Annotated in this window: 23 protein-coding genes and 1 pseudogene; 19 read left to right on the forward strand and 5 right to left on the reverse strand. The window is 69.7% G+C overall.

Annotation, left to right across the window (positions count from 1 at the left end; translation table 11 throughout):
• Positions 1-99 precede the first annotated feature (99 nt).
• On the forward strand, positions 100-2670 hold the full coding sequence (locus ACFV6X_RS33290; protein ID WP_385389966.1) for a discoidin domain-containing protein: 2571 nt from the start codon (positions 100-102) through the stop codon (positions 2668-2670).
• A 146-nt stretch (positions 2671-2816) separates the two neighbouring features.
• On the opposite strand, the gene ACFV6X_RS33295 is transcribed toward ACFV6X_RS33290, so the two are convergent.
• The gene (locus ACFV6X_RS33295; RefSeq protein ID WP_385389967.1) at positions 2817-3296 is read right to left on the reverse strand and encodes an ester cyclase; all 480 of its coding nucleotides are present in this window, start codon (positions 3294-3296) and stop codon (positions 2817-2819) included.
• 17 nt (positions 3297-3313) lie between these two features.
• Here ACFV6X_RS33295 and ACFV6X_RS33300 point away from each other — a divergent pair, with 17 nt between their 5' ends.
• The 7 genes from ACFV6X_RS33300 (at position 3314) to yicI (ending at position 12146) form a co-directional block, all read left to right on the forward strand.
• On the forward strand, positions 3314-3895 hold the full coding sequence (locus ACFV6X_RS33300; RefSeq protein WP_385389968.1) for a TetR family transcriptional regulator: 582 nt from the start codon (positions 3314-3316) through the stop codon (positions 3893-3895).
• Positions 3896-4072: 177 nt separating this feature from the next.
• Entirely contained in the window at positions 4073-5155 is a 1083-nt protein-coding gene (locus ACFV6X_RS33305) for a LacI family DNA-binding transcriptional regulator (protein WP_385389970.1), read from the forward strand.
• Positions 5156-5249: 94 nt separating this feature from the next.
• Entirely contained in the window at positions 5250-6518 is a 1269-nt protein-coding gene (locus ACFV6X_RS33310; protein WP_385389972.1) for an ABC transporter substrate-binding protein, read from the forward strand.
• Positions 6519-6528: 10 nt separating this feature from the next.
• Positions 6529-7488, forward strand: a complete 960-nt coding sequence (locus ACFV6X_RS33315) for a carbohydrate ABC transporter permease (RefSeq protein ID WP_385389974.1) — start codon at positions 6529-6531, stop codon at positions 7486-7488.
• 6 nt (positions 7489-7494) lie between these two features.
• On the forward strand, positions 7495-8346 hold the full coding sequence (locus ACFV6X_RS33320) for a carbohydrate ABC transporter permease (protein WP_385389976.1): 852 nt from the start codon (positions 7495-7497) through the stop codon (positions 8344-8346).
• Between the two features lie 12 nt (positions 8347-8358).
• On the forward strand, positions 8359-9801 hold the full coding sequence (locus ACFV6X_RS33325) for a GH1 family beta-glucosidase (protein WP_385389978.1): 1443 nt from the start codon (positions 8359-8361) through the stop codon (positions 9799-9801).
• Complete coding sequence (gene yicI, locus ACFV6X_RS33330) at positions 9801-12146, forward strand: alpha-xylosidase (RefSeq protein WP_385389979.1); 2346 nt, start codon at positions 9801-9803, stop codon at positions 12144-12146. Before ACFV6X_RS33325 ends, yicI begins: the two co-directional genes overlap by 1 nt.
• A 60-nt stretch (positions 12147-12206) precedes the next feature.
• Here the strand turns inward: yicI and ACFV6X_RS33335 are convergent, their stop codons facing one another.
• Positions 12207-12722, reverse strand: a complete 516-nt coding sequence (locus ACFV6X_RS33335) for a cupin domain-containing protein (RefSeq protein ID WP_385389981.1) — start codon at positions 12720-12722, stop codon at positions 12207-12209.
• 296 nt (positions 12723-13018) lie between these two features.
• On the opposite strand from ACFV6X_RS33335, the gene aceE reads away from it, so the two are divergent.
• The 7 genes from aceE to ACFV6X_RS33370 all read left to right on the forward strand — a co-directional run bounded on the left by aceE (position 13019) and on the right by ACFV6X_RS33370 (position 21832).
• Positions 13019-15706, forward strand: a complete 2688-nt coding sequence (gene aceE, locus ACFV6X_RS33340) for a pyruvate dehydrogenase (acetyl-transferring), homodimeric type (RefSeq protein ID WP_385389982.1) — start codon at positions 13019-13021, stop codon at positions 15704-15706.
• Positions 15707-15908: 202 nt separating this feature from the next.
• Positions 15909-16325, forward strand: a complete 417-nt coding sequence (locus ACFV6X_RS33345; protein WP_385389983.1) for an OsmC family protein — start codon at positions 15909-15911, stop codon at positions 16323-16325.
• A gap of 108 nt (positions 16326-16433) precedes the next feature.
• Positions 16434-17666: an NAD(P)/FAD-dependent oxidoreductase gene (locus ACFV6X_RS33350; RefSeq protein WP_385389984.1), complete on the forward strand. Its 1233-nt coding sequence runs from the start codon at positions 16434-16436 to the stop codon at positions 17664-17666.
• A 136-nt stretch (positions 17667-17802) separates the two neighbouring features.
• On the forward strand, positions 17803-19503 hold the full coding sequence (locus tag ACFV6X_RS33355) for an FAD-binding protein (protein WP_385389997.1): 1701 nt from the start codon (positions 17803-17805) through the stop codon (positions 19501-19503).
• A gap of 126 nt (positions 19504-19629) precedes the next feature.
• Positions 19630-20376, forward strand: a complete 747-nt coding sequence (locus ACFV6X_RS33360; RefSeq protein ID WP_385389985.1) for an SDR family oxidoreductase — start codon at positions 19630-19632, stop codon at positions 20374-20376.
• A gap of 146 nt (positions 20377-20522) precedes the next feature.
• Positions 20523-20723 (forward strand): hypothetical protein, encoded by a 201-nt coding sequence (locus tag ACFV6X_RS33365; RefSeq protein WP_385389986.1) that lies wholly within the window; start codon positions 20523-20525, stop codon positions 20721-20723.
• A 257-nt stretch (positions 20724-20980) separates the two neighbouring features.
• Entirely contained in the window at positions 20981-21832 is an 852-nt protein-coding gene (locus ACFV6X_RS33370; protein ID WP_385389987.1) for an RNA polymerase subunit sigma, read from the forward strand.
• Between the two features lie 84 nt (positions 21833-21916).
• On the opposite strand, the pseudogene ACFV6X_RS33375 reads toward ACFV6X_RS33370, so the two are convergent.
• A pseudogene (locus tag ACFV6X_RS33375) lies at positions 21917-22609 on the reverse strand (sigma-70 family RNA polymerase sigma factor); the annotation flags it as partial.
• A 293-nt stretch (positions 22610-22902) separates the two neighbouring features.
• Between ACFV6X_RS33375 and ACFV6X_RS33380 the strand changes: the two are divergent.
• Positions 22903-23412: a hypothetical protein gene (locus ACFV6X_RS33380; RefSeq protein ID WP_385389989.1), complete on the forward strand. Its 510-nt coding sequence runs from the start codon at positions 22903-22905 to the stop codon at positions 23410-23412.
• Between the two features lie 86 nt (positions 23413-23498).
• The gene (locus ACFV6X_RS33385; RefSeq protein WP_385389990.1) at positions 23499-24035 is read left to right on the forward strand and encodes a MarR family winged helix-turn-helix transcriptional regulator; all 537 of its coding nucleotides are present in this window, start codon (positions 23499-23501) and stop codon (positions 24033-24035) included.
• Between the two features lie 65 nt (positions 24036-24100).
• Here ACFV6X_RS33385 and ACFV6X_RS33390 read toward each other — a convergent pair whose 3' ends face one another.
• Positions 24101-24400, reverse strand: coding sequence for a hypothetical protein (locus ACFV6X_RS33390; protein ID WP_385389992.1), 300 nt, complete (start codon positions 24398-24400; stop codon positions 24101-24103).
• Positions 24401-24617: 217 nt separating this feature from the next.
• On the reverse strand, positions 24618-25364 hold the full coding sequence (locus ACFV6X_RS33395; RefSeq protein ID WP_385389993.1) for an SDR family oxidoreductase: 747 nt from the start codon (positions 25362-25364) through the stop codon (positions 24618-24620).
• 96 nt (positions 25365-25460) lie between these two features.
• Here ACFV6X_RS33395 and ACFV6X_RS33400 point away from each other — a divergent pair, with 96 nt between their 5' ends.
• Together ACFV6X_RS33400 and ACFV6X_RS33405 are read left to right on the forward strand one after the other, a co-directional pair.
• Positions 25461-25904, forward strand: coding sequence for a cupin domain-containing protein (locus ACFV6X_RS33400; protein WP_385389994.1), 444 nt, complete (start codon positions 25461-25463; stop codon positions 25902-25904).
• A gap of 122 nt (positions 25905-26026) precedes the next feature.
• On the forward strand, positions 26027-26794 hold the full coding sequence (locus ACFV6X_RS33405; protein ID WP_385389995.1) for a hypothetical protein: 768 nt from the start codon (positions 26027-26029) through the stop codon (positions 26792-26794).
• Positions 26795-26840: the final 46 nt, after the last annotated feature.

Here is a 26840-nt window from a genome sequence, read left to right on the forward strand (position 1 = left end):
CTTCGCCGTGGCACCGCCGCACGAACCACGCGCGTCGCAAACAACTGCTCGTCGGCACCTCGCACCGCACCCGTAGAAGCACCCGTAGAAAGCTGACGCATGAGACATACGACTCGCACGAGACGCCTCAGACGCGGATCACTGGGGGTCGCGCTGATCGCGACCGCGGCGCTCGTCACCCTCCCCGGCCAGCTGCCCGCCACGGCGGCCGAAACCCCCTTGTCCCAGGGCAGAACCGTCACGTCGTCGTCGGACGAGAACGCGGGAACGCCCGCGCGCAACGCCGTGGACGGCGACCAGGGCACCCGGTGGTCCTCGGCCGCGAGCGACGACCAGTGGCTGCAGGTGGACCTGGGCGTCACGGCCTCCGTCACCCGTGTCGTCCTCGACTGGGAAGCGGCCTACGGCAAGGACTACAAGGTCCAGCTCTCCCAGGACGGCGCCGGCTGGCGTGACGCCAGGACGGTGACCGGCGGCGACGGGGCCGTCGACACCGTGGACGTCTCCGGACAGGCCCGCTACGTCCGTATGCAGGGGCTGCAACGCGCCACACCGTGGGGCTACTCCCTGTGGGAGTTCCAGGTGTTCGGGACGACGGACAGCACCCCGCCCGCGACCTGCGACAGCGCCGACGCCGCCCGCGGCAAGCCCGCTTCCGCCTCCTCCGTCGAGAACGCGGGTACGCCGGCCTCGGCCGCGTTCGACGGTGACAGCGGCACCCGCTGGTCGAGCCGGCCCTCCGACCCGCAGTGGGTTCAGGTCGACCTCGGCTCGGTGCGTGACCTGTGCAAGGTCGACCTGAACTGGGAGGCCGCGCACGCCAGGAACTTCCAGATCCAGACCTCCGCCGACGGACAGGACTGGAGGACGCTGAAGGAGGTCACGGGCGCGACCGGTGGCCAGACCTCGTACGAGGTGAACGGCTCCGGTCGCCACGTGCGCATCCTGGGCACGGCCCGCGCGACCGGCTACGGCTACTCCCTGTGGGAGGTGGGCGTCCACACCACCTCCGGCGGCACCGGCCCCATCCAGGGCGGCGGAGACCTCGGCCCGAACGTCATCGTGGTGGACCCGTCCACGCCCGATCTGCAGCAGAAGTTCGACCAGGTCTTCGAGCAGCAGGAGGAGAGCCAGTTCGGCAGCGGCCGCTACCAGTTCCTGCTGAAGCCGGGGACGTACAACGGCATCAACGCCCAACTGGGCTTCTACACCTCGGTCTCCGGGCTCGGACTCAACCCCGACGACGTCCAGATCAACGGCGACCTCACCGTGGACGCGGGCTGGTTCAACGGCAACGCCACACAGAACTTCTGGCGTTCGGCCGAGAACCTCGCCATCAACCCCGTCAACGGCACCAACCGATGGGCGGTCGCCCAGGCCGCACCGTTCCGCCGGATCCATGTCAAGGGCGGCCTCAACCTCGCCCCGAACGGCTACGGCTGGGCTTCCGGCGGCTACATCGCCGACTCGAAGATCGACGGCACCGTCGGCCCCTACTCGCAGCAGCAGTGGTACACGCGCGACAGTTCCGTCGGCGGCTGGACCAACGGCGTGTGGAACATGACGTTCACCGGTGTCGAGGGCGCGCCCGCGACCAACTTCGCCAGTGGGCCGTACACCGCGTTCGACACCACCCCGATCTCGCGGGAGAAGCCGTTCCTCTACCTGGACGGCAGCACCTACAAGGTCTTCGTGCCCGCCAAGCGCACCAGCTCGCGCGGTGTGTCCTGGCCGGCGAACGCCGGGGGCACCTCCCTGCCGCTGGACCAGTTCTACGTGGTCAAGCCCGGCGCCACGGCCGCGACCATCAACGCCGCACTCGCCCAGGGCCTCCATCTGCTGTTCACCCCGGGCGTCTACCACATCGACCGGACCATCCAGGTCAACCGCGCCGACACCGTGGTGCTCGGCCTCGGTCTGGCCACGATCGTCCCCGACGGCGGCATCGACGCCATGCACGTCGCGGACGTCGACGGTGTCCGGCTGGCCGGCTTCCTGATCGACGCCGGCGCGCGGAACTCCGACACGCTGCTGCAGATCGGCCCGGCCGGGTCCTCCGCCGACCACTCCGCCAACCCCACCACCATGCAGGACGTGTTCGTCCGCATCGGCGGGGCGGGCCCCGGTCTCGCCACCAACTCCGTGGTCGTCAACAGCGACGACGTTCTGATCGACCACACCTGGATCTGGCGCGCCGACCACGGTGAGGGCGTCGGCTGGGAGACCAACCGGGCCGACTACGGCCTGCGCGTCAACGGCGACGACGTACTCACCACCGGGCTGTTCGTGGAGCACTTCAACAAGTACGACGTGCTCTGGAACGGGGAGCGCGGCCGCACGATCTTCTTCCAGAACGAGAAGGCCTACGACGCCCCGAACGAGGCCCCCATCACCCACGACGGCATCGTCGGATACGCGGCCTACAAGGTCGCCGACACGGTGAACGACCATGAGGCCTGGGCTCTCGGCAGCTACTGCAACTACACGTCCGACGACACGATCGTGCAGCACCACGGTTTCCAGGTGCCGGTCAAGCCGGGCGTCAAGATGCGCCACCTGATGGTGATCTCGCTGGGCGGCAAGGGCCAGTACCGCCACGTGATCAACGACACCGGAGTCGGCACGTCGGGAACGGACACCGTTCCTTCCAAGATCGTCCAGTTCCCCTGACCTCTCCCGAACGGCTCATGGCCTGAAGGCTCCCGAGGGTGCGTCGCCGCCCTCGGGAGCCTTTGTGTGCGAGCGTTGACCAGCGCCACCGCCTCACACCGGCCCCGCCTCGCAGGGCGCGCGGCGCACCGTCGCGCTTGGATGTGTCAGGCCGGCGATGCGGCAAGACGCTGGTACAGCTCCCAGCTCGCGCGTTCCACCCAGTTGTGCAGGAGCTTGCCGTCCTCGCGCACGGCCCACACGGCGGTGCCGCTGAAGGAGATCGGCCGTCCGTCGGGCTCGGTGCCCATCACGCCGTTGTTCCGCCCGTGCGCGCGCCAGCGGGAGGCGACCCTGCTGCCGTCCTCGTTCTGGAACGTCTCGATCGCCTCCAGCCGGAAGTCGTGGACCTGGTCGAGGAAGGCCCTGATCCACGCCTTGAAGTTCTCGCGTCCCTCGATGGCCTCCCCGGCGTTGGTGATCACGAAGTCCTCCACGACGAAATCGTCCACCTTCTGCGGATCGTGGGCGTTCCACACCTGCTCCCAGAACGCCTCCACGATCTCGACCGAATTCCTGCGCGCCATGTCGTCCTCCAACGGTTCGGCGGGCCATGTGGCCTCGTCGTCGGCCCACCATACATACATGTATGTATGGTGGGGTCATGGACAAGATCTCGGACGCGAAGGACCGCCTGATCGAAGGCACCCGCCAGCTGCTGTGGGACCGCGGTTACCTGGGCACCAGCCCTACCGCGATCCTGCGCCGCTCCGGCGTCGGGCAGGGCAGCATGTACCACCACTTCGGCGGCAAGCCCGACCTCGTGCTGGCCGCCGAGCGCAGAAGCGCCGAGCTGATGCAGGCTCAGATCCGTGAGATCTTCACCGGGGAGGGCACCGGACTGCAGCGGATCGTCGCCTATCTGCTGCTGGAACGGGACGTGCTGCGGGGATGCAGCGTCGGGCGACTGGCGGGAGATCCGGAGATCATCGCTGACGAAGCGTTGCGTGAACCCGTCCGGGACACCTTCGGCGTCCTCAATCACCACCTGACCGAGGCCATCACCGAGGCCCAGGCCGCGGGCGAACTGGACGCACGCCTGCGTCCGGAGCAGACCGCGGCGGCGCTGGCGGCCCTCGTCCAGGGCGGATACGCGCTGGCCCGCGCCGAACAGTCCGTCAATCCCTTCGAACGCGCCGTTCACGGCGCCCTGGACCTGCTCGGCGTGCCAGGCCGACGGCAGTAGATTCCGGCAAAGAGGACTCAATGTGAGATAGCGGGCAAGGTATTGCCTTCACCCGCACCCCTTGCCTACAGTCTCGCCCATCCTCGAATCGATTCGACGTGCCGCGTGTCGTCGATTGTCGAATCGATTCGACGATCTGAACCGGACAGAGCTGTGACGGGCGGACAGGGGCGGGACATGGCCACGATCAAGGACGTTGCCGAACGGGCGGGTGTGGCGCCGAGTACCGTCTCCTACGTTCTGAGCGGCTCACGCAAGATCTCCGAGGACACCCGGCGGGCGGTCCGGGCCGCCATCGACGAGCTCGGCTACCACCCGCGTGCCAGTGCCCGCACGCTGCGCAGTGCCCGTACCCGCGTGCTCGCGCTGGCGGTGCCGCGCGTGCCCGGTGAGTACCGCGCGATCGACGGCCGGTTCGCCGTCGACGTCACCGACGCCGCCCGCGGCCACGACCACGACGTCCTTCTCATCACCGACGAGGACGGCGTCGGCGGCCTGCGCCGGGTGGCCCGCAGCGGGCTCGCGGACGCGGCGGTGCTGATGGCGGTCGAGGAGCGCGATCCCCGCATAGAGGTCCTGCACGAGCTCGGCTTCCCCGCCGCGCTGCTCGGCCATGACGGCAATGCCGGACTGCCCTGGACGGATCTCGACTGGGAGGCCGCCGTCGCCCTCGCGCTGCACGAGACCGCGGCGGCCGGCCACCGGCGGATCGTCTTCCTGTCGTCCGCCGAGCACGAGATCGCCGCCCGCCGCGGTTACGCGCTGCACGGCCTCGACGGCGCCCGGCGCGCGGCCCACGAGACCGGCGCGGAGGTGCGCGTGGTCTCCTCGCACCGCGATCCGGACGTCCTCGGGCGCCGGCTGCGCGAGGCGCTGACCGCCGGCCCCGCGCCGACCGCGCTGGTCGTCCAGCACCTGATCCTCCTCCCCCACCTGCTGGACGCGGTGGCCTCGGCCGGGCGGCGGATCCCCGACGACCTGTCCCTCGTCCTCGTCGGCAGCCTCCCAGACGAACTGGGCATCCGGCATCTGCCCCGGATCGACCTGCCCGTCGCCGAGATGTCCGCGGCCGTGGCCCGACTCGCCATCGAGGCGGTCGAGCTCGGCTGCGGCACCACGAAGTCCCCCTCCGCCCCGCTCCGCGCGAAGACCCGCGACGCACCCGAGGCACCCGCCTCGAACGCGTCCCCCGGAGCGCCGTACCACCCGATCCAGCCCCGGATGGCCGGGCCCACCATCGCCCCGCCGGCCGGCGGCTGAGCAGGCCGGGCCGTCCGGACGCAACGGGACGGCCCGACCTGCCCGCGCCAGATCACTGCATGTCCAGAGCCGCACATGTAAGGGAGAGACGACCATGCCGTCCCTAGCAGGACGCATCAGAGCTGGAGCCGCGAGAGCCGGAGGCCTGCGCGTTCCCGCGCTCGCCGCGACGCTCGCCTGCGCCACCGCCGCACTCGGCCTGACCGGCTGCGCCGCGGAGCCCGACCCGGGCACCGTCACCGTGCTCAACTCGGCGACCGACACCGCCGAGCACACCGCCAACCAGCAGTTCTTCGACCGATGCGCCAAGCCTCTGGGCGTGAAGGTGGAACAGGTCAGTGTGCCCGCCGACCAGGTCGCGTCGAAGGTGCTGCGGATGGCGTCGTCCGACTCCCTGACCGACATCCTGGAGCTCGACGGCTCGGAGCTGCCGCAGTTCGCACAGACCGAGGGACTGCGCCCGCTGAAGGAGGCCGGCGTCGACACGTCCGGCTTCTCCGCGAGCGCCACCTCCCTCGGCAGTTACGACGGTGTCCAGTACGGCATCGCGCGCTCCGTCAACTCGCTCGCCCTGATCTACAACACCGAGCTCCTCCAGGACGCGGGCATCGACCCGCCCCGGACCTGGGCCGAGCTGCGCGAGGCCGCGAAGAAGCTGACCGCGGGCGACACCTACGGGATGGCGTTCAGCGCGAGTCCCAACGCGGACGGCGTGTACCAGTTCCTGCCCTTCTTCTGGTCCGCCGGCGGCGACGAGGCGAAGCTCGACAACGGCAAGGGCGAGGCCGCGCTCCAGCTCTGGAAGGACCTCGTGGCGGACGGCTCCGCGTCGAGGTCGGTCGTCAACTGGAACCAGCAGGACGTCAACGACCAGTTCGTGGCGGGTCGCGCGGCCATGATGATCAACGGCCCGTGGCAGGTGCCGGTCCTCAGCGCCCAGAAGAACGTGGACTGGGCCGTCGCGAGCATCCCCGTGCCCGAGGCGGGCAAGGCCGCCGTACCACCCATCGGCGGCACCGTGATGGCCGTACCGAAGAACGAGGACGACCCGGCGCGCGAGAAGAAGGCCGGCGAGCTGCTCAACTGCCTCAACTCCGAGCAGAACCAGCTCCAGTGGGGCGAGTCCGTGAACAACGTGCCCACGCGCGCCGCGGCCGCCCAGGCGTACGCGGCTCAGAACCCGAAGCTCGCCGCCTTCGCCGACCTGGTCACCACGGCCCGTTCCCGCACCGCGCAGGTCGGAACCGGATGGCCCGTCGTCGGTGACGCGCTGGCCGGCGCCTTCCAGTCCGTGCTGACCGGGCGTACCAGCCCGGAACAGGCCATGCACCGGGCGCAGCAGCAGGCCTCGGCGGGGAAGTGAGGAGCCGGCCATGACCACCATCACCTCGATCGCGCCCGCCAAGGCCGCGGGCACGACGCGGACGCGCACGCACCGGGCGCCCAGGCGCCAGCGGCTGCTGCGCTGGCTATTCGTCGCCCCGGCACTCGCCTATATGGCGCTGTTCTTCGGCTATCCGCTCGTCAACAACATCGTGATGAGCTTCCAGCGCTACACACCGAAGACGTACTTCACCGGCGAGGCCCCGTTCAACGGGCTCGACAACTGGCGGGCCGTCTTCGCCAACGAGCTGTTCACCGACGCCCTGTGGCACACGATGCTGTTCACCGTCGGCTCGCTGCTCGGCCAGTTCACCATCGGTCTCGCCCTCGCCGTCTTCTTCTCCCGGCGGTTCCGGCTCTCCGGGCTCGTCCGTGCCGTACTGCTGCTGCCGTGGCTCGTGCCCATGGTGGTGTCCGCCGTCGTATGGCGCCGCATCCTCGACCAGGAACACGGCATGCTCAACACCGCGCTGCACGCGGTCGGCCTGGTGCCCGCGGAGGGTGTCCCCTGGCTCAGCAGTCCGAGTGTGGCGCTGCTGTCGGCGGTCCTGGTCAACATCTGGATCGGCATCCCGTTCAACATGGTGATCCTCTATGGCGGGCTCCAGGAGATACCGCGCGACCTGTACGAGGCGGCGGCGCTGGACGGCTCCGGCCCGTGGCGGACGTTCCGCAGCATCACCCTGCCGATGCTCCGGCCGGTGATCACCGTCGTACTGGTGCTGGGCTTCATGTCGACGGTCAAGATCCTCGATCTGATCCTGGCGCTCACCTCCGGCGGCCCCGCCGACTCCACGCAGACGCTGGGCACGGTCACGTATCAGCTGTCCTTCCTGCAGCTCGACTTCGGCCAGGGCGCCGTCGTCGGCAATGTCCTGATCCTCATCAGCGCGGTCTTCGCCGTGCTGTACCTGCGGGCCAACCGCGCCGACTTCGGCAAGGGGAAGTGACCGACGATGAAGCAACCCACGACCGTGCCGGCGAACCGGCCCACCCGCTCCGTCCGTCTGCGCTCGGCCTGGAACACCACCGCCGCGCTGCTGATCCTCGCCGTCCTGCTCTTCCCGGTGTACTGGATGCTCAACACCGCGCTCCAGCCCGAGTCGAGCATCGCCGCCACCCAGTGGTTCCCGACCGCTCCGAGCCTGAAGAACTTCGACACGGCGATCAGCACCCAGGGCGGCGCGCTGCTCACCAGCCTCGGGGTCGCGCTGGGCGCCGTCGTCGTCTGTCTGGCGCTGGCCGCGCCCGCCGCGTACGGGCTCGCCCAGTTCGGCCTGCGCGGCGGCCAGGGCATCGTCTTCACCACCCTCATCACGCAGATGGTGCCGGGCATCGTCATCGCCAACGCCATGTACAGCGCGTACGCGGAGCTGGGGCTGGTCAACTCGTACCTGGGCCTGATCCTCGCGGACGCCTCGCTGGGGCTGCCTTTCGCGATCGTGCTGCTGCGGGCGTTCATGGTCTCGATCCCCACCGAGGTGGTGGAGGCCGCGATGGTGGACGGGGCGAACCGCTTCACGGCGTTCGTCCGGATCGTGCTGCCGATGAGCCGCAACTCACTGATCACGGCGGGCCTGTTCACCTTCCTGTTCGCCTGGTCGGACTTCATCTTCGCGCTGACGCTCAACACCACGGACGACGTGAAGCCGATCACGCTCGGCATCTACCAGTTCGTGGGCGCGCACGTCAGCGACTGGGGCGCGGTGATGGCGACCGCCGTGCTCTCCGCGGTACCGGCCGCGGTGCTGCTCGTCGTCGCCCAGAAGTACATCGCCGCCGGCATCACCGGCGGATCGGTCAAGTAGGACGGTTCTCCCGTGAGCATTGCTGAGTTGCCTGAGTTCTCCGGCTTCCCCGGCTTCCCGGACGGCTTCCTGTTCGGCGCCGCCACGGCCAGCTACCAGATCGAGGGCGCGTACGACGAGGACGGCAGAGGCCCGTCCATCTGGGACACCTTCAGCCGTGAACCCGGCCGCGTCGCCGGCGGCGCCACCGGCGATGTCGCCTGCGACCACTACCACCGCTACCGCGAGGACGTCGCCCTCCTGCGCGAGCTGGGCGTGGACAGCTACCGCTTCTCCGTCGCCTGGCCGCGCGTCCAGCCGACCGGGTCGGGCCCGGCGAACGCGGCGGGACTGGACTTCTACGACCGGCTCGTCGACGAACTGCTCGCCGCCGGGATCTCTCCCGCCGCCACGCTCTACCACTGGGACCTGCCGCAGGCGCTCGAGGACCGGGGCGGTTGGCGGGTGCGCGGGACCGCGGAACGTTTCGCCGAGTACACGGCGATCGTGGCGGACCGGCTCGGCGACCGGGTGGACCGCTGGATCACCCTCAACGAGCCGTTCTGCAGCGCCTTCGTCGGCTACGCGGCGGGCGGCCACGCCCCGGGTGCCCGCGAGGGCCGCGGCGCGCTCGCCGCCGCCCACCATCTCCTCGTCGGCCACGGGCTCGCGGTGCGCGCGCTGCGGGCCGCGGGTGTCAAGGAGGTCGGGATCACGCTCAACCCCGACCGGCTGCTGCCCGCGACGGAGTCGCCCGCCGACCTGGCCGCCGTACGCCGCGTCGAGACGCTGCACAACGACGTGTGGTTCGAGCCGCTGTTCGCCGGGCGCTATCCGGCGCACGAGGCAGAGACCTGGGGCGAGCTCCTGGAGTCGGGCGAATCGTTCCGGCACGAGGGCGACCTCGACCTCATCGGCGCTCCGCTCGACTTCGTCGGCATCAACTACTACCGGCCGATCACGGTCGCCGACGCCCCGTACGAGGACCCGGACCCGGCCTCGCGCACGGCAGTCGACGTCCGGGCGGCGGAGACCTGGCGCGACGACGTGCGGCACACCACCATGGGCTGGCCCGTCGTCCCGCACACCTTCACGGACCTGCTGGTCGACCTGGCGGGCCGCTATCCCACGCTGCCGCCGCTGCTGATCACGGAGAACGGCTCGGCGGAGGCCGACACCGTCGACACCGAGGGCCGCGTCCGCGACACCGACCGGGTCGAGTACCTGCGCAGCCATCTGGAGGCTCTCGCGGCCGCCATGCGCGCGGGCGTGGACGTCCGCGGCTACTACGTGTGGTCCCTGCTCGACAACTTCGAGTGGGCCCGCGGCTACGACCAGCGCTTCGGCATCGTCCGTGTCGACTACGACACGCTGCAGCGCATCCCCAAGGACAGCTACCACTGGTACCGGCAGCTGATCGCCGCGCACCGCGCCCGCACCGGCGCCCCTGACACCGCCACCCCAAGGAACACCTGATGAAGTTCACCGACGGCTACTGGCTGATGCGTGACGGCGTTCGCGCGTCGTACGCGGCGGAGGTCGCCGACGTCCACGTCACCGACGACCGGTTCACCCTCTACGCACCCGTGCGCCATGTGACCGATCGCGGCCACACCCTCAACAGCCCGCTGCTGACGGTCGAGTGCTGGTCGCCGGCCGAGGGCGTCATCGGCGTCCGCGCCACCCATCACGCGGGGGCCGCCGAGCGTGGCCCCGACTTCGCGCTGCACGGCGAACCCGGTCACGCGGCCAAGGTCACCCGGGACGGCGCACTGCTGGAGCTGACGGCAGGCGACCTGTCCCTGCGCGTGGACACCTCGGCCCCCTGGCGGCTCGACTTCGTCGCGGACGGACGGGTCCTGACCTCCGCCGAGGCCCGGGGCACCGGCTTCGCGGTCACCGATGACGGCGCCCACCACTCGCTGGCCCAGCTCTCGCTCGGCGTCGGCGAGCTGGTGTACGGGCTCGGCGAGCGCTTCACGCCGTTCGTCAAGAACGGCCAGACCGTGGACGTCTGGCAGGCGGACGGCGGCACGGCGAGCGAGCAGGCCTACAAGAACGTCCCGTTCCATCTGACCAACCGGGGCTACGGCGTCTTCGTCAACCACCCGGGCAAGGTCAGCTACGAGATCGGCTCCGAGGCCGTCGGGCGGGTGCAGTTCAGCGTCGAGGACCAGTCGCTGGAGTACTTCGTCGTGCACGGCCCGACGCCGAAGGAGATCCTGGACCGCTACACGGCGCTGACCGGCCGCCCGGCCCTGCCGCCCGCCTGGTCCTTCGGCCTGTGGCTGTCGACGTCGTTCACGACCTCGTACGACGAGGAGACGGTCAACCGCTTCGTGCGCGGCATGGCCGAGCGTGACATCCCCCTGGGCGTCTTCCACTTCGACTGCTTCTGGATGCGCGAGTACCAGTGGTGTGACTTCGTCTGGGACCCGGACGTCTTCCCGGATCCGGAGGGCATGCTGCGGCGCCTGAAGGACGAGCACGATCTGCGCGTCTCCGTGTGGATCAACCCCTACATCGCCCAGAAGTCCGCGCTGTTCGCGGAGGCCAAGCGCCACGGCTATCTGGTGCGCAGGCCGAACGGCGACGTGTGGCAGTGGGACCTGTGGCAGGCGGGCATGGCCCTGGTCGACTTCACCGACCCGGACGCGCGCGAGTGGTACGCCGACAAGCTGCGGGTGCTGGTCGCGCAGGGCGTCGACTGCTTCAAGACCGACTTCGGCGAGCGCATCCCGACCGATGTGGTCTGGCACGACGGCTCCGACCCGGAGCGTATGCACAACTACTACACGCAGCTCTACAACCAGACCGTCTTCGACGTGCTGACCGAGGCCAGGGGCGCGGACGAGGCCGTGCTCTTCGCCCGCTCGGCGACGGCCGGAGGCCAGCAGTTCCCCGTGCACTGGGGCGGCGACTGCGAGTCCCACTTCGGCGCGATGGCCGAGTCGCTGCGCGGCGGACTCTCACTGGGCCTGTCCGGCTTCGGCTTCTGGAGCCATGACATCGGCGGCTTCGAAGGCACGCCGACGCCCGAGGTGTTCAAGCGGTGGGTGCAGTTCGGGCTGCTGTCGTCGCACAGCCGACTGCACGGCAGCAAGTCGTACCGGGTGCCGTGGGACTACGACGAGGAGGCGGTGGCGGTCACGCGTGACTTCACGCGCCTGAAGCACCGGCTGATGCCGTACCTGTTCGGCGTGGCTCGGCAGGCAGCCGAGCACGGCACTCCGCTGATGCGCGCCATGGTGCTGGAGTTCCCCGACGACCCCGGCTGCCACACCCTGGACCGGCAGTACATGCTGGGCGGCGACCTGCTCGTCGCGCCCGTCTTCTCGGCCGACGGCGAGGTCGAGTACTACGTGCCGGCAGGCACCTGGACCCATGTGCTGTCGGGTGAGCGGATCGAGGGTCCCGGGTGGCGACGCGAGCGGTACGGCTTCGACAGCCTGCCGCTCCTCGCCCGTCCCGGGTCGGTGATCCCGTTCGGCGGCAGCGACGACTCGGCGGTCTACGACTGGGCGGACGGTGTGACACTGCGCGTCCACGCGCCGGCCGACGGCGTCGCGACGGTCACCACGGTCCCCGCCGCGGACGGCTCGGCGGACGCCGTGTTCCGTACCCGCCGGGACGGTGACGTGGTCAGCGTCGTGGCGGAGGGCGCGCCGGGGGCGTGGCGGGTGCTGCTGGCCGGCGCGGAGGCGCGGCTCGACGCCGGGTCGCCGTCGTCCGCCGAGTCGACGGAACTCGGCACACTCGTCAGCGTCCCGTCGGGCACGACCGAGGTCTTTGCACGCCTCACGGGGAAGCCCTCCGTGTGACGTCGGTGCGGTGACGTCCGCCCGGTCGCGGCCGGGCGGACGTTTCGTCGCCGGGCGGGCTCAGGCCTTGCCCGGCCCTCCCTCGGTCTCGACGAAGAACGAGTCGTGCCGGGCGAGGAACTTCTGGAACTCCTCGCCGCCCTTGGCGGCCATCTCCCCGACCCGCTCGAAGTACTCCTCGCGGGGCGCGCCGGGCACGAACAGCAGCAGCATGGTCACGCTCGCGTCCGAGTCGTTCCGGAACGCGTGCAGCCCGCCGACCGGTACGTACAGGAAGTCCCCGGCGCGCCCGGTGACCCACCGCTCGCCGTCGAAGAGGCTCAGCTGCCCGTCCAGTACGAAGAACGACTCCGAGATCGACCGGTGGAAGTGCGTGCTCGGTCCGGGCGAACGCGCGACCAGTTCGACCCGGTAGAGGCCGAACTCGCCGCCCGTCGTGGCATGCGTCGCCACGTAACTGGTCCGGTTGCCCGATCCGGCGGTCAGGTCGGCCGGCGTGTCGGCGTCCCTGAAGACCGCGTTGATCTCACCCCCGTCCCCGAGATAGCGCGGTGTCGGATATTCGGGAAACGACATGACGGGCTCCCTTCGAGCAACGGCTCACGGCGAAGGTCCCCGGCCCCCTTCCACTATCGCGCGAGCAGCGCGAGCCTGCCGCTCACCGTGACCGTCCTGCCGCCCGGCCGGCCGTGTCACATTCCGGCCAGGGGCCCGGTCAGTAGTACGACGGCACTCGTCGGTGGCACAGTCGCGTGCAACGGTGTCACAACACTGGCAGCGCCGCTGTTGTCGGGCGAGAGCGACCGGCACCCGACACGTCCGGGTCCGTCACCGCCGTTCCCCCTCCCCCATGCCGTGACAGGAAGGCTGCCATGAGTGACCCGGCCCGCCCCGTAGAGGCCGCTGCGACGAGCGAGCTCGACCAGCTACCCGACCGTGATGCCGAGGAGACTGCGGAATGGCAGGCCTCGCTGGACGCGGTGATGAGGAACGCGGGGCCGGAACGGGCCGCCTACCTGCTGCGACGCGTCCACGAGCACGCGGCCCGATCCGGCGTGGCGCTGCCCGGGCTCCTCTCCTCGGACTACGTCAACACGATCCCGGCCTCGGCGCAGCCGCCGTTTCCCGGAGACCTCGCCATGGAATCCCGGATCACGGCGTGGAACAGATGGAACGCGGCAGCGATGGTGTCCCGCGGCTCCCACCTGGGTCTCGGCGGCCACATCGCCACCTACGCCTCGGCGGCGTGGCTCTACGAGATCGGGTTCAACCACTTCTTCCGGGGCAAGGACGAGGACGGTTCCGGCGATCAGCTGTACGTGCAGGGGCACGCGTCGCCGGGCATCTACGCCCGCGTGTTTCTGGAAGGGCGGCTGCGTGAGGACCGGCTGGACGGTTTCCGACGCGAGACCGGCGGCAACGGCCTGCCCTCCTACCCGCATCCCCGGCGCCTGCCGTGGCTGTGGGAGTTCCCGACGGTCTCGATGGGCCTCGGCCCCCTGGCGGCCATCTACCAGGCCCGGTTCAACCGCTATCTGCACGACCGGGGAATCAAGGACACCTCGCGTTCGCGGGTCTGGGCCTTCCTCGGCGACGGAGAGACGGACGAACCCGAGGCGACGGCCGCGCTGACGCTCGCCGCCCGCGAGGGCCTCGACAACCTCACCTTCGTCGTCAACTGCAACCTGCAGCGCCTCGACGGTCCGGTACGGTCCAATTCCAAGATCGTTCAGGAGCTCGAGGCGCGCTTTCGCGGTGCCGGCTGGAACGTGGTCAAGTCCCTCTGGGGCGAGGCCTGGGACACCGTGCTGCACCAGGACACCGACGGCGCGCTCGTACGCCGCCTCGGCGCGGTGCCCGACGCCCAGATGCAGACGTACGCCGCGCGGGACGCCGCCTACCTGCGCGAGCACTTCTTCACCGGCGACGCGCTCGCCGGTGTCGCCGCGGGGCTGAGCGACGCCCGGCTCACCGAGATGTTCCGGCACTCGCGCGGCGGCCACGAGCCGCTCAAGGTGTATGCCGCCTACCGGGCCGCGGTCGAGCACCGGGGGGCGCCGACCGTCATCCTCGTACAGACGGTGAAGGGGCACATGCTCGGGCCTGACTTCGAGTCGCGCAACGCCAACCATCAGATGAAGAAGCTGACGCCAAGCCAGTTCCGGGATCTGCGCGACGCGCTGGAGCTTCCCATACCCGACAGCGCGCTGAACGGGGACGTGGTGCCGTTCCGGCACCCCGGGGCACAGTCACCGGAGGCGCGGTATCTGCGGGAGCGCCGCGCCGCCCTGGGAGGCCCGGCCCCGGTGCGCAGGGTCGTCGCCAAGCCGCTGCCACCGCCGCCGTCCCGGCCCTTCGAGGCGCTCCACAAGGGTTTCGGCAAGCAGGAGGTGGCCACGACGATGGCGCTCGTCCGCCTCGTCAAGGACCTGATGCGCGACCCGGAGACAGGGCGACGCTGGGTGCCGATCATCCCCGACGAGGCCCGTACCTTCGGTATGGAGTCGCTGTTCCCCACGGCCGGGATCTACTCACCGGACGGCCAGACCTACGACCCGGTGGACGCGGACCAGCTCCTCCACTACCGGGAGGCCAAGAACGGCCAGCTCATCGACGAGGGCATCACCGAGGCCGGCTCGACGGCCGAGTTCACCGCTGCGGCGACCTCGTACGCCACGCACGGCGAACCCATGATCCCGTTCTACATCTTCTACGCGATGTTCGGGTTCCAGCGCACCGGTGACCAGTTCTGGGCGCTCGCCGACCAGTTGGGCCGCGGCTTCGTCATCGGCGCGACAGCCGGCCGTACGACGATGACCGGGGAGGGCCTGCAGCACGCCGACGGGCACTCCCACCTGCTGTCGTCCACCAATCCGGCGGCGGTGAGCTACGACCCGGCCTTCGCCTACGAGATCGCGGTGATCGTCAGGGAGGGGCTGCGGCGGATGTACGGCGAGCGGCCCGAGGACGTCTTCTACTACCTGACGGTGTACAACGAGGCGAAGCCGCAGCCCCCGATGCCTGCCGAACCGTCGATCGAGGAGGCGATCCTGCGCGGCATCTACCGCTACCGGCAGGCCGAGGCCCTCGGTGCCGGGCCGCGGATCCAGCTGCTGGCCTCCGGAACGGCGATCCACTGGGCGCTGGAGGCCCAGAACCTCCTGGCGTCCCACTGGGGCGTCCACGCGGACGTCTGGTCGGTGACCTCCTGGACGGAGCTGCGCCGCGACGCGTTGAGCGCCGACCGGGCACGACTGCGCGGTGAGCAGCGCGAGCCGTACGTGACCCGTGCGCTCGCGGGGGCGCAAGGTCCGGTCCTGGCTGTCAGCGACTGGATGCGGCAGGTGCCGGACCAGATCAGTCAGTGGGTGGAGCAGGACTACTCGTCCCTGGGGACGGACGGCTTCGGACTCTCCGACACCAGGGAGGCGGTGCGCCGCTACTTCCACGTGGACCCCGAATCGATCGTGGTGGCGGCCCTGGACCGGCTGGCCCGGACGGGGGCTGTCGACCAGGAGACGGTCACGAAGGCCCGCGACCGCTACCACTGGCAGGGCTGACCCGGCCCTGCCCTTCGACGGCGGGCACTCGCTCCGTCCCCGGCCGGACGACCGGGGACGCGCGAAACGGACGCTGTCACACGGGCGGTACCCGCGCTGTCCTACTGGTACCGGGCGAGCCGCCTTCCCGCGACTCGCTCCCCTGATCCGGTGATCACCGACCTGAGCGGTGCACCCCCCACCCCCGGAGAGGCGGACACTGATGTCCGGACGCCCCGTTTCGGTCCGTGAAGGCCGGCGCCTCGCCCGTTCCATCGCGGTCGGGCCGCACAACCTGACAGCCGACGAGCCCGAGCCGCTCAGCGCGGACACGGGGCCCACTCCGGTGGAAGTCCTCCTGGCCGCGCTCGGGTCGTGCACCTCCATGGCGGTCCGCGCCTATGCGGACCGGCAGGGGTGGCCTCTCGACCGGGTCGATGTCGACGTGCAGTTCGACTCACGGGGGCAGATCGTCAAGAGCATCAGGCTCACCGGCGACCTGGACCCCCGGCACACGGAGCGGCTGCTGACGGTGGCCGGCCGTTGCCCTGTGCATCGGCTGCTGACGGGGGACGTCTCGGTGGTCACCGTGCCGACGGTCGTCGCACCCCCCGGCGGCTCCCAGGCCCGGACGACGTAGCGGGCGACCGGTCACAGGGGGCGCGCTCAGGCGGCCTCAAGGATGATTTTCACAGCTACGGCCCGCAGCAGCGCACAGCGGCGCTGCGGATCTGAGACGAGGAGCATCATGTCCCCTTCGAACACTTTTGTGATCGTCGGCGGTGGTCTGGCCGCGGGCAAGGCGGCGGAGGCGCTGCGGAAAGAGGGCCACAGCGGCCCGCTCCTCATCGTCGGCGACGAGCAGGAGCGGCCGTACATCCGGCCACCGCTGTCCAAGGGCTACCTGCTGGGCAAGGAGGAGCGGGACTCGATCTTCGTGCACTCCGAGGACTGGTACACGGAGCACGAGGTCGAGCTGCTGCTGGGCACGAGCGCGCGAGTGGTGGATCCGGGCGCCAAGGAGGTGGAGCTGGACGGCGGGCGCCGTGTGGCATACGACAAGCTGCTCCTGGCGACCGGCTCGTCCCCGCGTCGTCTGGCCGTCCCCGGTGCGGATCTCGACAACGTTCTGTACCTGCGGCGCGTCGGACAGAGCGAGCGCCTCAAGGCCACCTTCACCAAGGGGGCGAGGATCGTCGTGATCGGCGGCGGATGGATCGGGCTCGAAACCGCCGCGGCCGCCCGGACGGCCGGGGCGGAGGTGACCGTGCTCGAACACTCGGAGCTGCCGCTGCTGAAGGTGCTGGGGCGTGAGGCCGCCGAGGTGTTCGCCGCGCTGCACCGGGATCACGGCGTGGCACTGCGCCCGCACGCGGAGGTCGAGCGCCTCACCGGGTCCGACGGCCGTGTGGACGGCGTCCAGCTCGCCGACGGCACCCACCTCGACGCCGACGCGGTGGTCGTGGGCATCGGCATCACCCCCAATGTCCGCCTCGCCCAGGAAGCGGGCCTGGAGGTACGCGACGGCATCGTCACCGACGCGCATCTGCGGACCTCGGCGGCCGACATCTTCGCGGCCGGCGACGTCGCCAACGCCTACCACCCGGTGCTGGACCGACACCTCCGCGTAGAGCACTGGGCCAACGCCCTGAACCAGCCGGGAACGGCCGCGCTCAGCATGCTGGGCAAGGAGGCCGTGTACGACAGGCTGCCGTACTTCTACACGGATCAGTACGACCTCGGCATGGAGTACACGGGCTACGTCGAGCCCGGCGGCTCCGACCGCGTCGTCTTCCGGGGTGACACGGCGGCACGGGAATTCATCGCCTTCTGGATGTCGGGGAACCGGGTCCTGGCGGGTATGAACGTCAACGTGTGGGACGTCATCGACCCCATCCGCGACCTGGTCCTCTCCAGGGCCGACATCGACGACGCCCGCCTCAGCGACCCCGGTGTCCCGCTGGACACCCTCGTCACCTGACGGGCGCTCCGCCCTCCGGCCCCTTACGCCGGAAGCCCGCTCATGTGTCACACATACCTCGATCGTCCGGTCGTACTGAGTGACCAACAAGCCGATCGGAGCAATCGTGTCTCTCACTGAACAACGTCTCTCCACCATGGTGCTGGTGATCGGCACCGGTGGAGCCGGCCTGCGGGCGGCGATCGAGCTGGCCGAGGCCGGAATCGACGTCCTCGCCGTCGGCAAGCGCGCCAAGGAGGACGCGCACACGGCCCTCGCCGCGGGAGGCATCAACGCGGCCCTGGCCACCATGGACCCCGGGGACACGTGGCAGCAGCACGCCGCCGACACGCTCAAGGAGAGCTACCTCCTCGCCGATCCCCGCACCGTCGAGATGGTGACCCAGGGTGCCGCCCGCGGCATCGACGACCTGGAGCGCTACGGCATGGCCTTCGCCAGGGAGGAGGACGGCCGTATCTCGCAGCGCTTCTTCGGCGCGCACAAGTTCCGCCGCACCGCCTTCGCCGGCGACTACACCGGCCTGGAGATCCAGCGCACCCTCGTCGCGCGGGCCGCTCAGCTCAAGGTGCCCATGCTGGACAGCGTGTACATCACCCGGCTCCTGGTCCACGACGGGGCCGTCTTCGGGGCCTACGGCTTCGACCTGACGAACGGGAAGCGCTACCTGATCCACGCCGACGCGGTGATCCTCGCGGCCGGCGGCCACACCCGCATCTGGCGCCGCACCTCCTCGCGACGCGACGAGAACACCGGTGACTCGTTCCGGCTCGCGGTCGAGGCCGGGGCCCGGCTCCGCGACCCGGAGCTGGTGCAGTTCCACCCCTCCGGGATCATCGAGCCGGAGAACGCGGCCGGCACCCTGGTCAGCGAGGCGGCGCGCGGAGAGGGCGGCATCCTGCGCAACGCGCTCGGCGAGCGCTACATGGACCGCTACGACCCCGAGCGGATGGAGCTCTCCACCCGCGACCGCGTGGCCCTCGCGTCCTACACGGAGATCAAGGAAGGCCGCGGCACGCCCAACGGCGGAGTGTGGCTCGACGTCTCCCACCTCCCCCGGCAGACGATCATGAACCGGCTTCCCCGGGTCTACCAGACGCTCCTCGACCTGCAGATGCTGGACATCACCCGCGAGCCGATCGAGGTCGCGCCCACGGCGCACTACTCGATGGGCGGTGTCTGGGTCCGGCCCGAGGACCACAGCACCGACGTCCGTGGCCTGTACGCCATCGGCGAGGCGTCGAGCGGCCTGCACGGCGCCAACCGCCTCGGCGGCAACAGCCTCATCGAACTGCTGGTCTTCGGCCGCATCACGGGCCAGGCGGCTGCCGCGTACTCGGAGTCGCTGAAGGCGCAGCCCCGGTCGGCATCCGCGGTGGCCGCGGCCCGTGCCGAGGTCGACGGCCTGCTCGCGGCCGACGGGCACGAGAACGTCCGCGCCCTGCAGCGCGCGTTGCGCAACACCATGACAGAACACGCCGGCGTAGTACGCGACGAGCAGGGGCTGCGCACCGGGCTGGCGGAGCTGAGCGCGATCGAGAAGCGCATGGACGACATCGGCGTTCATCCCGACATCGCCGGCTTCCAGGACCTCGCGCACGCCTTCGACCTCAAGGCCGCCGCCCTGGCCGCGCGGGCCACGCTCGAAGCGGCGCTCGAACGCCGTGAGACGCGCGGCTGCCACAACCGCAGCGACTACCCGGACATGGATCCCGAGCTGCGGGTCAACCTCGTGTGGTCGCCGAGCACGGGGGTCACCCGCGAAGCCATTCCCGCCGTTCCGGAGGAGATCTCCGCTCTGATGCACGAGGTCTCGACCGACGGCAAGCTCGTGGAGTAGCCGACCGCTTCGGCCGACCTGTCACAAACACGGTCGGCGTTCTGTCTTCCCTTGTGCAGAGCTCATGAGCCGCGCCGCGCGCGCGGTTCATGTGCACGGACCATCAAGCATTTTCGAGGTAATCACATGAAGGTTGTAGTGATCGGCGGGACCGGCCTCATCGGCTCCAAGGTGGTCGGCAAGCTCAACGACCACGGTCACGAGGCGGTGGCAGCCTCGCCCAACACCGGCGTCAACACACTGACGGGTGAGGGTCTGACGGACGTCCTGAAGGGCGCTTCGGTCGTCGTCGACGTGTCGAACTCCCCCTCGTTCGCGCCCGACGCCGTCATGGAGTTCTTCCGCACCTCCACCACGAACCTCCTCGCGGCGGAGGCGGAGGCAGGTGTGACCCACCATGTCGCGCTCTCCATCGTGGGCACCGAACGGCTGGAGGAGAACGGCTACTTCCGCGCCAAGCTGGCGCAGGAGCGGCTCATCAAGGCGTCGGGGATCGCGTACTCCATCGTCCACGCCACTCAGTTCTTCGAGTTCGTGACGGGCATCGCGGACTCCATGACGGAGGGCGACACGGTGCGTGTCCCCACCGCGAAGATCCAGCCCATGTACTCCGACGACGTCGCCTCCGCCGTGGCCCGCACGGCCGTCGGCGCGCCGCTGAACGACGTGGTGGAGATCGCCGGTCCCGAGGCCTTCGACTTCAAGGAGTTCATCGAGCAGGGCCTCGCTCCCCACAACGACCCCCGCACCGTGGTGGCGGATGCCCACGCCCAGTACTTCGGTTCCGAACTGGAGGAAGCCAGCCTTCTTCCCGGCCCCGACGCGCAGATCGCCGAGACCCGGTTCACCGACTGGCTCGCGCAGCAGCAGTAGACGCGTCCTCAAGGGTGGCCCCCGCGCGGCAGGGGCCACCCTGTACTCCGGCCCGTCCGAGCCGGCACCCATCGCACAAGTGAGGCGACCAGCCATGCGCTCATTGACCTGGTGCACGGCGCGCAGGTCGCCCAGGAGGCCACGGTTTGACACCCCCGTCCTGTGAGAACCGCATCGCTTTCACGGCCACGATCGAGGCACTGACCGGCAAGGCCGCCGAACTCGAAACACGTGTCAACGAGTTGCTCCGAGCGATCGCGGAGATCAATGAGCAGATGCTGTCCGTATCCGACGCGCTGCATCGACTGGCCCGTTCCGGGGCCGAGTCCACCGCTGTCGAGGAATGAGACTCACCGACGTCCCCCCAGGGCATCCCCCCTCATAGTGTGATTCACGAGCCGGAACGGTACACCGTGGCATTCCGTACGCTCGAGGCGATCACCGACAGGTCCGAGCAGCGATTCCGCCGGGCCGATGTCACAAGTGCAGCACGCGTCCGGTCTCAGTTGTAGAACGCACGAGATGTGGAACGAGCAAGCTGCCTACTGAGTCTCCAGGGCTCCCGGCTGCGGCGTAGCGCCGTGCGAGAGAGGGAGGATGCCGTATGGACCGTGCCTATGACGCGACGCCGCTCGTGGATCTGCTCGACGAGCGACGGCATCTGCTGGAACTCGCCTACCGGATGCTGGGCAGCACCAGTGCGGCCGAAAGCGTCATCGCCGAGACGTACCGGCGGTGGTACGAGCTGCCCGGTCCGGCGCGGGCGCGGATCGAAGCGCCCGGTCCCTGGCTCGCCGACGTCGCCGGCAGCATCTGCCGGGCCCGGCTGGCCGGGACGGGCCCTGGGAACGGCCGGGCGGCACAGCCGGAGGAAAAGCTCGGGCACGAGGTCGGCGCGATGCTGCGGCGTGCGCTGCGGTCCTTCTCTCCGGCCGAGCGGGCGTCGTTCATGCTCAACGAGGTGTTCGGGATCGCGCCGGGCGCGGCGGCCGGCACCGTCGCGCAGCCGGAAGACACCGAACAGACCCACACGGCGTTCGACAGCCCCCGGCCCCGACGCTCCCCGCCCCCGGGAGCGCAGCGGCAGGACGAGGTGGCCCATGCCTTCCGGCGGGCATGCCTCACGGAGGACGAGGCGCTCCTTGAGTCCTTGCTGGCACCGGGTTCCACGGCGGTCTTCGACGGCGGCGGCAAGGTCAGGGCCCTGGTCACGCCGGTGCACGGCAGCCGCCAGGTCACCCGCACCCTGTTGACACTGCTGCCCAGCAGCCCCCGCACCAGCCTGCAGACCCGTGATGTCAACGGACTGACCGGTCTCGTGGTGTATTCCGACCGCCAGGTGGCCGCCGTCATCAGCCTGGGCGTCACCGGACGCCGGATCCAGCGGATCTGCGTCATCCTCAATCCGGACAAACTCAGCACCTGGAGCGAGCTGGACGACGGCGCCCCATCCTGAGCCGCCTCGCTGGACGCGGCACGGCCGGACTGTCCGGCGCGAACGTCATCTACGGAAGCAACGACGAGAGCGCCGTGGGGGCGGCGCCGCGGCAGGCGCGCTCAGGTCCGGGTCGGAAGCGGCCTCGCGACTGCCGTCGCGGTCGTCCGGGCGGTCGGCCTCCGGCGCGAGGAGAGCCTCCAGGGTGGCGACGTCTCCCGTTCGCGACGCACGGACGAAGGCGTCGAGGAGCCGTCGGTGGTCCTCCATGTCGACAGTCCTGCGCCCCTCCGCCGCGAGATGCTTGCGGGCCCTGCTCACGACCTTGCGCACGTTGACACGAGTGAGCTGAAGGATCTCGGCGATCTCCTCGTAGGAGTAGTCGAACGCCTCGCGCAGGACGTACGCGGCGCGCTCGGTGGGATTCAGTTTCTCCAGCAGGAGGAGCAGGGCCAGTTCGAGAGCCTCGGCCTGCTCGGCGCCCACCTGCGGGTCGCTGCTCGTGTCGATGGGTTCGGGCAGCCACGGGCCTATGTAGGTCTCGCGACGCACACGGGCGGACTGGGCCAGGTTGATCGCCAGGCGCGTGGTCGTCGTCGACAGGAACGCCACGGGGCTGACCACCGCCGCTCGATCGGTCTTCTGCCAGCGCAGCCACACTTCCTGTACGACGTCCTCCGCCTCGACCGCGCTTCCCAGCACCCGGTAGGCGATGCCGAAAAGGCGCGGGCGGCAGTGCACGAAGACGGAAACGGCCTCCTCCAGGGAACTCTCCTCGGGGGACGTCTCGAGGTGCATCGTCCTGCTGTCTCCGTTCCTGGCCGCGATCAGTCACAGCTGATCCGTCACGTCTGCACCTTTGACCAGGCCCGTCCACATTTTGTGACAGCATTTCGTTCCACGAGTCGGTGTCAGGCGTGTGGCGCTCACCTCCCCCGCGCAGCACCGTGTTGCGCATTCGAGCGCATCGTCTGTCTTCCGGGGTGCCGTAATGCCTATGATGAAGGCGCCCATTCCGGTGCACGGCCGAGCGGCACCGCAGTACGCGTCATCAGGGACGCGACACAATGGGTTGAGAACGAGAGGAACACATGGTCTCCGGCACCCGCGCTCCGCATACCATCGCGGTCACCGCTGAAAGCCTCCACAAGGACCTGGCACGCCTGGAGCTGCAGAAGCAGGCACTGGAGAGGGAACTGGCCGCGGTCGTGGCCCACCTCGGCTCCGTCCAGCGCGCGCTCAGCGCCATCGAGGCCCTGATGCGTGACACCACCGCCGCAGCGCCGGCGAACGCGCAGGCGCAGGCGGACCTGCCCGCCGCCGAGGATGCCGTCCACTCGGAGGCCTCCGCCTCCGCCGACACGGACGCCGACGCCGACGCCGACAGGCAGAGGAAGTACGGCCAGCTCACCGAGCAGATCCTCGAGTACTTCGCCACGGTCGGTCAGGCGGACGTGCGGGCCCGTGACGTGGCCGCGGCACTCGGGCGCGACACCGACAGCGGGAGCATCAACGCGGTCCGCAGCACCCTTGACCGTCTCGTCGGCACCTCCCGTATCCGGCGGACCGGCCGGGGTCTCTATCGCGCCAAGCGCTCGTAGCCGACGCGACGCCGTCCGACGTGATGCCGACACCGTGCGATGCAGCGGGCCCTCCCGACGGCACCGCGCTTCACACTGATCACAACATGGATACAAGATTTGACATCGATCCGGGCGGGGGCGACAGCATGGATGCCATGCTGGGGCAATGGCAGCGGCAGCGGCCCCAGTTGGACGTCTCTTCCGGTGGCGTGATCGGGCGCGTGCTCCGTGCGGCACGGCTGACCGAGGAGCTGATGGAGGACGGGCTGCGACGCCAGGAGGGCAGGAGCATCGCCAACGTGGGGGATCTCGACGTGCTCCTGGCGCTGCGCCGGGCAAGTCCTCCCTATGTGCTGACGCCCGGTCAGCTCAGGGAGTCACTGATCGTCTCCTCCGCGGGACTCAGCGGCCGGCTCAAGCGGCTGGAGCGTGCGGGCTGGATCAACCGCACCGCCTCGCCCGATGATCGGCGCAGCTCGCGGGTGAGTCTGACGGAGGACGCACTGCCGGAGTTGGACCGTCGTATCGCGGCCTATTTCGCATTGGAGCGGAATCTGGTGTCCGTGCTGGAACCCGAAGAGAAGGCCGCCGTTGCCGACGCTCTGCGTAAGTTGCTGGTGAGGCTCGAAACGGCGCCATGAGTCACCCGTCGACGGACGCGATCACCCGGCGGTGCCGAGCAGCACAGCGACGCACACGGTGAGGATCAGAGTGGTGAAGAGCGCCGTCGCGGCGTACGCACCACGGCGCAACTGGTGTATCGCTTGGCGTGATGCTCTTCCACCGCCGTGATGTGGTCGGTGATGTGCCGCGTGATCGACCGGCAGACACGGAGTTGCTCCCGCACGTACCACGACTCGATCTCGGCCTTCTGCGTCTCGCTCAGCCCGGTCACGCGTGAGACGAAGTCGGTCGCGCGGCAGTAGGCGGTGCGGCGATGGGCCTCCCAGTACAGGAAGCCCTCGATGTCGGTCAGGCCGCGTTCGGCCTCGTTGCTGGAGTCCACAAGGTCCTCATGGCAGGAGAAGATCGTCGATGCGCACCGCGGTGGGGGTGGGTGCACCGGAATGCACGGCGCTGCCTGGCAGAACTGCTTGTTGACGTGCTCCATCGGGCGGGGCCTATTCCGCGAAACCCAGCATATCTCGCTCGCGAGACAAGTCGTGGGCCGGGTGGTCCCACCGTGTGACCGTGTGAAAGGTGTGGATGACCCGGTGCGCGTGCTACCTCTGCTTCTGCCGCTGCATCCACTCCTCGTAGGTCGTGGTGGCCAGGTCGGCGTCCTTCGGAGCCGTCAGCACGTCGCCACTGATCTGGGCGAACATGCCCGCCTCCTCGTCGGTGACCACATGGCGTCCGTCGGAGTGCGCCGCCAGCGTGATGCGGCCCAGCTCGTCGAGGTTGTAGACCCCCGGACCGGCGACATTGCGGATGCCCTGCAGCGGAGCTTCGGACGCTGCCCGCGCGACCGCCGCCGCGACGTCGGCCGAGGCCATCGGCTGCACCGGAGTGGACGGCAGATGGACGGCGTCACCTTCGGTGGTCCAGGACATGATCGCCTCGACGAATTCGTAGAACTGCGTGGCCCGCACGATCGAGTAAGGCGTGGGACTCTCCCGGAGCACCTTCTCCTGGATCATCTTGGCCCGGTAGTAGTCGAGATCGGGCACCTGGTCCACACCGACGATCGAGGCGATCACATGGTGACGGACGCCGGCCGCCTCGGCCGCGGCCGCGACGTTGCGCATCGACGTTTCGAAGAAGTCGATGGAGGAGTTGTCGAAAGTCGGCGAATTTGTCAGGTTCACGACCACATCGGCGTCCTGCAGAGCCTCGTCCAGGCCCTTCCCGCTGATCACGTCGACTCCGCTGGACAGTGAAGCGGACACCACTTCGTGGCCGGCCGCCCTCAGTCGCTCCCCCACCTGTGAGCCGATCAGGCCACTTCCCCCCAGGACGGTGAACTTCATGACCACACCCTTCTGATCGCTGGAATGTACAGAAAAAGAGTAATCTGTTCTGGTGTGTCGCACCCGTGCTGCGAGGCACGGACAGGAGGTCGCGTGATGCCGGACAACGGACCAGACGCAAACTCTCCAGGAAGCAAGGGCCGGCGATCCGAAGCCTGGAAGGCCGCCGTGACCGTCATCCAGGAGGCGAAACCGCCCTCGGTTCCGGACGGCGCACACGTCATGACACTGCTCGTCGAATTTCCCCCGGGAGACCCCGGCACACCCCCGCACCGGCACTTCGGACCGGCCTTCGGCTACGTGCTGGAAGGCGAGATGCTGTTCGAGCTGGAGGGCGAACCCGAACGGGTGGTCCGGGCCGGGGAGGCGTTCTGGGAGCCCGGCGGCGACGTGATCCACTACCAGGACGGCAACAACCGCACCGACATGCCGAGTCGGTTCGTCGTCACGATGATGTGCGAACCCGACAAACCGATGCTCGTCCTCGTCGAGGACGAGGAACTGGAGCAGCGCAAGGACCGGCGGGCCCCTCGGCCCTAGGCCCTGTCGTCACACCCCTGTTCGACCAGCAGCGTCCTGAGTACGCCTACTCATGCCCGCCCGCACCGGGTCCGGGACGATGGGCTTTCCGGACGTCGGGGCGGAAGCCGGGAGGCGGGGGCATGGGGAGATTTCTGGCGGCGGTGCTGGCGGTCATGACGGCAGCCGGGGCACTCGTCCTCGCCTACGTGGCGGGGGCGCCGCCGCAGGTGGTGTTCGCCGCCGGGGCGGGCGTGCTGAGTCTTCTGTGGCTGCTGCTCCTGCTCACGCTCCCGTGGAACCTGTACTTCCGGGCCCACGCGGTGCTCGCCGAGATCGCGGTGAGCCGTGACAAGGGCATCGAGGTCTCCCCTGCCCGGGACGCCGAAGCCACCCGCATCGCCCGCACGATGCTCCGGACGGCCGTCGCGGGCCACATCCTGACCGCGGCGCTCGTCCTGGCGGTCACCTGGGCGACGGGCGAGTTCACGGGGTACTGGTTCGCCGCCTTCTTTCTGCTGAGCACGTTCTTCCGCCCGGCGGGTGCCTACTTCGGCCAGCTCCGGCGGCGCCTTGGCGCTCTCCTCAAGGACGTCACCCATCCGCGGGACGACGTCGTGGAACTGCACGGCCGACTGGACCGCACCGAGGCCGGGACGCGGGTCCTGGAGGAGAAGACCGAGGAACAGTACCGAGCCCTGGCCGAACTGCGCCGCACGCTGGACGCGCTCGCCATGAGCACGTACGAACGCGCCGAGGAGGCGGACCGTCGAATCGCCGCGCTGGGCAGGGAGTTCGAGGCCACGGTGAACCGTCTCACCGACAACCAGGAGATCATCGCGGGTGTGAAGGCGTTCCTGCGCCTGCTGCACTCCACGGACGCGACGGACGGCGCCCGGGCCTCCGGCTGACCGGGACGCACGGCACGGCGCCCGGGGCCGACGGCTCCTGCCGTCC

This window comes from Streptomyces sp. NPDC059861 (genome assembly GCF_042731435.1).
GTDB lineage: Bacteria > Actinomycetota > Actinomycetes > Streptomycetales > Streptomycetaceae > Streptomyces.